The organism is Citrobacter amalonaticus (assembly GCF_037053465.1).
In the GTDB taxonomy this organism is placed as follows: Bacteria; Pseudomonadota; Gammaproteobacteria; order Enterobacterales; family Enterobacteriaceae; genus Citrobacter_A; species Citrobacter_A amalonaticus_H.
This window is the reverse complement of record NZ_JBALIF010000035.1, coordinates 1-7,998: the sequence shown is the minus strand read 5'-3', so window position 1 is coordinate 7,998 and position 7,998 is coordinate 1. Positions and strand designations below refer to the sequence as shown.

Here is a 7,998-nt window from a genome sequence, read left to right as displayed (position 1 = left end):
CAGGATTACCTTGGGCACAGAAATATACGTCATACGGTGTTATATACCGCCAGTAATTCACAAAGGTTTGTTGGAGTATGGCAGAAATAAAAGAAAGGTATAATTAAAAACTGTACAATTTGGACCAAACTGTAATTACTTTAGCTAGCACCCGGGAAAGTTCAAAATAAAATTATATCCAGAAACGGAATTTCTTATAACAATATGATTTTAAAGGAGTTATTTTTTTTCATTTTTTCTGTATACCTACCTGCATATCCCCGGTCACCCCCCTGCAAGCTTTCCTTTTCCATGTCAAGCGAAACAAAATGTAAATAAAATTGGTTTTTTATTCTAAAAATCACATTATCTCAGATTTTTAATCTGAAATAATGTGATTATCTTGGTTTTATGTTCTGTTTTTGTCGAAATGGTCCAAATTGTCTCGTTATGGAGATTTTTGGCCAAGCTGATAATTCCAGGCAAAGTGATTACTGCGATTATTTTTTGAAAATGATCGGAGTCGGTATATTCGAGCGGAAATGCTCTCTGAGTGTCATGCCTGGTGTTCCCAAAATAATGTGAGAGTTTCTGGAGTATTTAATGAAAAAATTAGTTCTGGCAGTGATGGTGGCGGGTTCTGTAATGGCGTTGACTGGTATGGCCCATGCATCTGATGGTACCGTGAAATTCACAGGTAACATTATTGATAATGCTTGTACCGTTGATACCGCAAGTAAAGATCAGAGTGTGCCACTGGGTGATGTTGCATCTTCTTCATTCTCAGCTGCTGGTGATACATCAACAGCGCAGAAATTTGATATTAAGCTGACCAACTGCCCGGCGGGCACAGTTGCTGTAGTGTTTGGTGGTAACAGTGACTCTGCTAATAGCGATCTGCTGAAGCTGGATTCCGGCATGACAGCAACAGGTGTAGCTGTACGCGTTAACAATGCGGATGATGGTTCTCAGGTTAAAATTAATGATACCAGTTCTGCCAAGCGTGTGACAGTTGCTGCTGATGGGACCGCCACCCTGAACTATGTGGGTCAGTACCAGTCCACTACTGCATCTGTAACAGCAGGTACAGCAGATGCAACCAGTCAGTTCACCGTCCTTTATAATTAATAATACATTTAGGCATTCAGTTTTCCGGGAATAACTGGACTGAATATAATCCCACCTGTAAGCGATTTTGCAGGTGGGTATCGTGTTCGATGAGTTTCTGATTGGAAAACTCATAATCAGTTCTGAAATTCGAAGGTATAAAAATGAAAAAATATCAGAAAAGCGGGATATTACTGCTGGCGGTAGCCTGTCTGTGGGGAAATACTGTTCAGGCTGGCGTAGTGGTCGGCGGAACAAGGGTTATTTATGACGGTGGAAAGCGTGAAGCATCTTTATCGGTTAAAAACCCGGACAAGATCCCCTATCTGATTCAGGCATGGACGGATGCAGATGGTCCAATCGGTGAAAATAAATCTTCTCCAAAGCCGCCGTTTATTGTGACACCGCCATTGTTTCGTCTGGATGCGGGTAACGAGAACATGGTGCGTATTATTCGCACGGGTGGCAGTCTTCCGGAAGACCGAGAATCTGTGTACTGGATGAATATTAAATCCATTCCGGCATCAGCGAAGGGTGATAGAAATACACTACAGATATCTGTGAAGACACGTATTAAATTATTTTACCGTCCGGATAATATTAAGGCGCCAACAGAGGAAGATTATAAAACCGTATCGTTTCGGCATTCCGGAGACCAGATTCAGGTCACTAACCCTACGCCATACTATCTTTCTTTTTTCTCCGTGAAAGTGGGTGGTGTTCCGGTTAATACCACTAACGTTATGGTGCCGCCAAAAGGTGTTGCGAATTATCCGATGCCATCAACGGCGAAAGGTAGTCAGGTAACTTGGCAGGCAATTAATGATTTTGGTGGCGGCAGTAAAGTAGTAAATACCAATTTTAATTAAAAATTCACCAGCTTGTTTGACACCAAATGTTTAGGCTATTGCTTTCGAAATACGGAATTGTGTTAATAGCAAATGAAAAAATTAATGAGGCCTGATATGTCAGAAATGACAGTTGATGCAGATAATCGCTTCAGTAGTTCTGAATGTGAGGCGGGGGTAAAAGTTACACGTCTTGCTGTAGCAATAGTCATACTATTAACTGCTAGGCAAGGGTTTGCCGAAGATATTATTTTTAATCCGAATGCTCTGGAGATTGATAACCCTTCCTCTACACCTGTGGATTTATCACAATTTTCCTCTAAAGGAGGTCAGGTGCCGGGAAATTATCGTGTCGATGTTTATATGAATGGAGAAAAACAGGACACACTTGATGTAAATTTTGTGCGGGGGACCGAGGGGAAACTGTTTCCGCAACTTACCCCGACTCAACTTGAAAAGTGGGGGGTGATACTAAGTTCAGCACCGACACTTATGAGTGCCCCAAAAACCACAACGATTACTGATCTGTCACGATATATTCCTCAGGCTGATACTGATTTTGATTTTTCGCGTCAGGTGCTGAATATTTCAGTACCACAGGCCTCCATGCGGTCATCTGCACAGGGCGCCGTTGACCCGAAATACTGGGATGAAGGCATCCCGGCCATGATGCTGAATTACAGCTTTACGGGGGCAAACACCTGGCAGGATGGCAGCGATGGCACAAACGACAGCTACTTTCTGAACCTGCGCAGCGGTGTCAACCTGGGGGCCTGGCGTCTGCGTAACTACAGTACCTGGACATACAGCAAAAATAGTTATGATGACGATTCAAATTATGCTGACTCCAGTAGCCGTTGGGATTCGATTAATACTTATGTACAGCGAGATTTACCGGCAATAAAGGGACAATTCACTGCAGGTGAGAGTTACACGCCATCGGATGTGTTTGACAGCATCCAATATAAGGGGGCACAGGTGGCCTCTGATGACAATATGCTGCCGGACAGTCTGCGTGGTTTTGCCCCCACAGTCCGTGGTATTGCGAACAGTAACGCCCAGGTGACTATCAAACAGAACGGTAGTGTCATTTATCAGACCTATGTTCCGCCAGGTGCTTTTACCATAAATGACCTGTACCCAACTTCTTCAAGCGGTGACCTGCTGGTGACGATTAAAGAAGCGAACGGTTCCGAGCGCACATTTGTGCAGCCGTTTTCTAACGTACCGATCATGCAGCGTGAAGGGCGCCTGAAGTACGCGGTGACGGTGGGAGAATACCGTTCCCAGAATGAGGGCGGTGATGAACCGATCCTGGGGCAGGCGACGCTGGTCTATGGTTTACCGCATGACATGACCGTCTACGGTGGTTTCCAGACATCAGATAATTATAACGCCATGGCGCTGGGGATGGGGTTTGGCCTGGGTGACCTGGGGTCCATTTCTCTGGATGCAACGCAGGCGTACACCACACTTGATGAGGTTACTCTGGGAGGAAATCAGTCCCAGGATGGTCAGTCCTATCGTTTCCAGTACTCAAAGGATATTGCTGCGACGGATTCCACGGTCACATTGGCGGGTTATCGCTACTCCACTGAAGGATTTTACACCTTCCAGGAGGCAATGGATTACCGGGATTATGATGATGGCGATTACGTAGATTCGCACAATAACAAGCGCAGCAAGGTTCAGATTGATCTTTCCCAGAATCTGATGGGCGGGGACTGGGGGTCAATGTCCTTCTCTGGTTACCAGCAGGACTACTGGAACGAAGACGGGTATGAACGCAACCTTAGTGCGAGTTACAGTAATTCCATTCTAAATGGAATCACCTGGACGTTAATGTACACCTATACGGAATATGCCGATTCGAATGAGGATGACAACCAGCAACTGGCGCTGAACGTCAGTGTGCCGCTGTCGAAGTGGTTGCCTGGTGCGTATATGAGCAACAGCATGACCAACGATATGCACGGCAAGACGTATAATCAGATTGGTCTGAACGGCACGGCGCTGGAAGACAATAACCTGTCGTACAGCGTGGCACAGGGTTACGGTAACCGGGATGAGGGCTACAGCGGTCTGGTGAGCGGCGATTATAAAGGTACTTACGGTGAAGTGAATGCTGGCTATAACTATAACGACGACTCTCGTCAAATGAACTATGGTGCTCAAGGCTCTGTACTGGTACATGAGCATGGTGTGACATTAGGACAGCCGCTGTCGGGTGACATGAGTTCAGTTGCTTTGGTAGAAGCGCCGGGCGCGAACGGCGTGAAGGTTCAAAATGGTACCGGGCTGAAGACCGACTGGCGGGGTTATACCATTGTGCCTTACCTGAGTCCGTACAAACGTTCACGTATTGCGCTTGACCCGGGTTCACTGGGTGATGATGTTGACCTGAAAGAGAACGTGGCGTCTGTTGTGCCAACAGCGGGAGCGGTGGTGAGGGCTAGATTTAAAACTAACGTAGGCAACCGTGTGCTGATGACCCTGCAGCAGGGAGATCATTCAGTGCCGTTTGGTGCTCTGGTTTCCATAAACGGTAGCGACAGCGACAATACCGGGATTGTAGGGGAAGGTGGTCAGGTATACCTCAGCGGCGTTCCGCAAAGCGGCGGGTTGACAGCAAAATGGGGTAGTGGGCACACTCAGCAGTGTCATGCGAATTTTACTCTGCCGGCTCAGGCTAGCGATAGAAAAGGGCATGCGGTGGGTGTACAGCAAATAAGCTTACATTGTGGTGGTTAAGTCATGACAGGATTAAAGAGTCTTTGTAGTGGCTTTATAATATTGCAATCTATTTCGTTTATAAATTCCAGTTGTCTGGCAGCGGACAATGTGGCGGTTAATATCACCGGAACAATACTTGAAAGCACCTGCAATGTTGATCAAAGCTCAACAAGCTTGGCGGTCCCACTTGGGAATATTGGCAGCATAGTTTTTAACAATCCGGGAGATTTATCTCCAGAGAGTCAATTCTCTATTATATTGAATTGTCCGTCGCAATTCTCTCGACAGGCTTCAGTTACCTTTAGCGGCAAGTTATCAACATCAGATGCTTCATTATTAGCTTTAGATGACAGTGCTGATGCGGCTAAAGGAGTTGCTGTGAGAATTAATGAAAGCAATGGAGATAAAATTGATATGGATAAAGCATCTATCCCTCAAAATCTTGTTCCAGGGATTAATACGCTTATGTTCTCAGCTCAATATCAATCAATTTCTGCAAGGTCTGATATAGTTGCTGGAACTGCTAATGCAACTGCCCAGTTTACAATAAATTATCAATGATTTTTGTAATTACAAAATTAATATTAATTAAAGAGTAATCGCAAGGTGATCAAATATGAAAAAAACACTTAACTTAATTTTTGGTATGCTCATATTATTGTTATTAACCAATGAGACAATGGCTTGCACTAAACCTATGACAATTAATCCAACAGGGCCTTTGAGTTATAATGGCCCAGCGGACTCAGTGCATCCAGGCCAGGCAATAGGATCCTGGGGGGGCGATACATCTACATACGATACGTATTGTGGGCCAGACCTAGTATATTCCGCATATGTTGAACCAATTGACCAAAAAACCAATATTACCTATTCAGATGGTTCAACAACATATCCCGTATTCCCGACAGGGGTACCTGGCATTGGGTATATTATAGGTATGAAAGATCCAAATGCTGGAACATTTATTGCCATCGATAATCCATCTACGAAAACATTTCCGAGCCCTGGAACTCCTAACCAGTCCAGCGTCATTGGATTTAATGCAAAAGTTACATATGTCGCTACAGAAAGTCTGAAAACAGGGGTTTATACTGTCCCTAGTAGGGTGATAGCAAATTTGACTTTTCGTGATTACTATAACGGAATTAGAGAGTCGACTACTTTAACTTTAAATTCAGTAACAATAAATGTTACTGCAACATCTTGTAAGGTCAATCAGCCATCTTTACAAGTTCCGTTAGGTACTTTTAATGTTACGGACTTTACGTCTGTGGGAAGTAATGTAGGATCTCATCCGTTTTCAGTAGATTTACAATGTGATGAGAATATAAAGGTTAATATGACCCTTAATGCAACTCAAAATGCGGAAACTTCTGATAATACTGTTATCGCCCTGGATAATGCAGGTGCGGAAAATGTAGCTAAAGGTGTTGGGGTCCAACTCCTTTATAATAATACTCCACTCGCGATTTCCAGTAAAATTCTTACTAATACTGTCGTAAGTGCTGGACCGGTGTCAATTCCGCTAGTGGCAAGATATTACCAGACAAGTTCTCAAGTAACAGCTGGAACAGCAAATGCTACTGCTAGCTTATTTCTAACGTATGAATAGTTCTAGTAATCAATAAAAAGCATGAAGCATTTTTGAAAGATACTAAAATTATCTACGTGGGTGAATATTATAGATCCTGTCTCATTAAGTAATTAAATATTGAAAATCCAGTTCTATTGAGCGCTGTCAACTTGGCAATGATTATTGGATCTGAAATAATTGGTTTGGGCCTTGTCTTTCAAATATGTAGCTATATATTGCATTCAGAGTTGACTATGTGAGAATGAAGTTATAGTAAAAATTGTCACTTCATTGTATCAATAGCATAGGTACAACAAAGTCAGTTAAAAATCTTGACAGTCCGGGAATGAAAGATGTTGCCGGACAGGTCGCAGATAAAAATTCAACGGGAGCGTCAACGTTGCAGTTAGCAGTTATCTAAATAATGACTGATCTGATGCCTTTTACTGCATTATTAAAGACGTTCTGGTTGGCTTAAAAAAAGGGGGGGGTAATCAGTGAGTTGGTGGTCATTTGTTGAGGCTCTTTATTCGGTATCCGCTTAGTTTTTTTCCTGCGAGCAGCAGGATGCATAACGTTTTGACTGAAATGTTTTTCTGATGTTGTTTTACAATTATCAGTACTGGTATTTACTATTCCGGAGAAGAAAACAGATGGATCAAATTTGTCAAACGGAGGAAAGAAATGAGTTGGAAAAAAAATATCTCCTGTATTCCGTATAAAAAGCGGGAGGCAGGCGACCGGGTTGATATGAGTTGGGGACAAGTGCTTATTTATGTATGGATAAATAAACGCTCATATAATGATAGGATGACATGGCAGGAGGGGCTCAGTGGTTCGGGTTCGGCACTGGGGTTTGATGTCACAGTCCGTTATTTTAATGACGAGTTATTTCTTTCACTGGTACGGGATGGGATTGAAATACACACCTTCACTGGCGGGCTGGCAATTAACGGCGCATTTGAGTTTCTTGCAGGTGTACTGCATTTCAATGCCAGTTACTATCCTTCTGAAATTATCACATGGCACCAGAAAGACCTGGATGCATTATGCTATGGTGAAAATCATATAAGAAATTTTCATTATGAGACGTTCCGTCAGTTCGATGGCGGAGGTGAATTAATGTAAAGAATATCGGAACAGCCTTATTACCGGCACGTTCTGATTTTCAGGGGTGAAAACAGGTTATTACAGTAAAAAGGTGGATCCTTGTGCGCTTTGTTTCAGAGCAGGCCTTTTTAAGAAGAACTGAGATTATGGTGATGTCACCGAACAGATACTGGTGTCAGGGGCTGGCTTATCTTGTGCAGAATGGCATGAACAGTAATATACATATGACTTATTGTCATAGTCTGTGGGCGTTAACTGAACGGCTGAAATCAAATCCGGCCATTTCCGTGGTGCTGACTGAAGAATACGGTGATGATGAGAATATGTCAGACTGGCTGATATTCAGTAACTGGGTGCAGACAGAATGCCCCGGATTACAGACTGTCATGTTACGTTATTCTGGCAGACCAGGTGTTGATATCACATCCCTTCGTAGAGGACGGGAGTATCTGGAAATGGCCTCTCCGATCAGGGGAGTGGCTGAGTTATTGAATGTGATTAAATCAGGGCGCTTCTCTGCAGGGAAGATTCCTGCCCGGAGGGCCCAACTTACCAGGCGGGAGCTCTATATCCTGAAATGCCTTTGTAATGCGGAGAATCCTGTGACATTAGGGAAAAAACTGGGGATCACAGTCAAGGCTATCA

At 43.7% G+C, this 7,998-nt stretch carries 7 protein-coding genes and 1 pseudogene; all 8 read left to right on the top strand.

Annotated elements, in window-relative coordinates:
- Nucleotides 1-90: pseudogene (locus WB371_RS23400) on the top strand (DNA recombinase); the annotation flags it as partial.
- Nucleotides 91-582: 492 nt separating this feature from the next.
- Complete coding sequence (locus WB371_RS23395) at nucleotides 583-1,107, top strand: fimbrial protein (RefSeq protein WP_336222344.1); 525 nt, start codon at nucleotides 583-585, stop codon at nucleotides 1,105-1,107.
- 143 nt (nucleotides 1,108-1,250) lie between these two features.
- Nucleotides 1,251-1,955, top strand: coding sequence for a molecular chaperone (locus tag WB371_RS23390; RefSeq protein ID WP_336222343.1), 705 nt, complete (start codon nucleotides 1,251-1,253; stop codon nucleotides 1,953-1,955).
- A gap of 183 nt (nucleotides 1,956-2,138) precedes the next feature.
- A complete protein-coding gene (locus WB371_RS23385; protein ID WP_420704077.1) occupies nucleotides 2,139-4,685 on the top strand; it encodes a fimbria/pilus outer membrane usher protein in 2,547 nt (848 codons plus the stop codon).
- 3 nt (nucleotides 4,686-4,688) lie between these two features.
- Nucleotides 4,689-5,228, top strand: a complete 540-nt coding sequence (locus WB371_RS23380; RefSeq protein WP_336222341.1) for a fimbrial protein — start codon at nucleotides 4,689-4,691, stop codon at nucleotides 5,226-5,228.
- 55 nt (nucleotides 5,229-5,283) lie between these two features.
- Nucleotides 5,284-6,282: a fimbrial protein gene (locus WB371_RS23375; protein ID WP_336222340.1), complete on the top strand. Its 999-nt coding sequence runs from the start codon at nucleotides 5,284-5,286 to the stop codon at nucleotides 6,280-6,282.
- A gap of 645 nt (nucleotides 6,283-6,927) precedes the next feature.
- Nucleotides 6,928-7,371, top strand: a complete 444-nt coding sequence (locus tag WB371_RS23370; protein ID WP_336222339.1) for a hypothetical protein — start codon at nucleotides 6,928-6,930, stop codon at nucleotides 7,369-7,371.
- Between the two features lie 83 nt (nucleotides 7,372-7,454).
- Nucleotides 7,455-7,998: hypothetical protein (locus WB371_RS23365; protein WP_336222338.1), on the top strand; the 544-nt coding region annotated here is incomplete at its 3' end.